Below are 1,340 nucleotides of genomic sequence, written 5' to 3'. Positions count from 1 at the left end.
GGTGGATTGACCGGCGACAGCACCGCTGATACGGTTGCCGGTGCACAGGCTGGGAAAAATGCGGTTGAGAATAACTCACTCCATGACATTATCGATAATAAAGTCTCCGGTGTGACTCAGGAACAGAAATATCAGAATGCGCAGAAAGAACTGGTTGCCGCTGTTGAAGAGTTCAAAGCACAGAACTGCGCCGGAATAAGTGCCGATGCGTGTTCAGCCAAGATACAGGCCAATAGCGACGAACTGCTGAAAGGGTTTACGGGTTTTGGGATAGACTTCGTTCCCGTCATCGGTGATATCAAGAGCGTTGCGGAAGCCCAGAGTGCGCTGGATTACCTGATTGCGACGATAGGATTTATTCCAGGGATTGGGGATGCTGCGGGTAAGCTTATCAAGGCAGCAGAGACAGCGTTGAAGAAAGGAGATGTTGCTGAAGCGTCTAGTCTTATCAATAAAGCCAGCGGTGAGATATCAGCGCATAGTGCAACCAATGGGTTAAATCTAAATAAATCGCTGGCAAACGAAGCACAATTGGCTGACCTGATCAAAAATGGCGGCACTTCGGTTGCAGGTAAGGGAGCAAAAGATCCTTTACGTGATGCGCCCAGATTAGCAGCAGAGTATGGTGGAAAAGCAGAGGACTGGAGCAAAGTCAGCAGTAGTAGTTACAAAGCGGCTGATGGTACGATTTTTGAAATTCATGCTTATCGTAATGGTTTAACTGGGAAGGTTGTTGAACCTAAATCTATTCCTATTCAAAAGACTAAATGATATGAAAGTTAAATGTATTGCTACTAATTTAACCCAAGAACAGAAAAGGGAATTAGGCTTGAATAAGGAAGAATCTCCACAATATCCTTTTACTATTGGGAAGATTTACACGGTATTAGGGATACATATGCAGATAGGGTATTACGCTGGAACAATGTTAAAAATCCCAATGAGATACGCCGTTCCTGCGCCTTTATGTCTATTTGAAGTGATCGATGCTCGCCCTTCTATGTACTGGAAAATAAAGAAATTTAGTGATTTTGAATTAGCATTATGGCCTGATGAATTATATCAAGAGTACTTTCAAGATGATCTTACAGATGGTGTTCCAGAAGTAGTTGAAATATATAATAGAGTTGTCGATAAACTAGAAAAAGAGTTCGACTAAATGCAACCCCTCCTATTGGATTGGTGGTGGTGATCAGATTCTAGGATAACCGTGGCGGCTTACTTCAGGCGGGTAATAATATGCTGCTCAGTACACTGAACAAGTGATATTGACCTGACCAGTGCGCGACTCAATGCCACCAACCTGCAACTGGACAGTGGCCGCGATGTGATACTGCGCA

2 protein-coding genes are annotated in these 1,340 nt (G+C 44.0%); both read left to right on the top strand.

Annotated features, from left to right (window positions below; all coding sequences use genetic code 11):
- Positions 1 to 771 (top strand): VENN motif pre-toxin domain-containing protein (locus FTA91_RS20280; protein WP_235896827.1); only part of this gene is annotated, 771 nt, incomplete at its 5' end.
- A gap of 1 nt (position 772) precedes the next feature.
- Positions 773 to 1,159, top strand: coding sequence for a hypothetical protein (locus FTA91_RS05870; protein ID WP_145583054.1), 387 nt, complete (start codon positions 773 to 775; stop codon positions 1,157 to 1,159).
- The last annotated feature ends 181 nt before the right edge of the window (positions 1,160 to 1,340 follow it).

Source organism: Yersinia thracica, assembly GCF_902170565.1.
Lineage (GTDB): Bacteria > Pseudomonadota > Gammaproteobacteria > Enterobacterales > Enterobacteriaceae > Yersinia > Yersinia thracica.
The sequence above is the reverse complement of the archived record's forward strand: the minus strand, read 5'-3'. Positions and strand labels throughout refer to the sequence as shown.

Coding starts and splice junctions, on each gene's coding strand:
- FTA91_RS05870 (WP_145583054.1), top strand. CDS start 773: ATGAAAGTTAAATGTATTGCTACTAATTTAACCCAAGAACAGAAAAGG.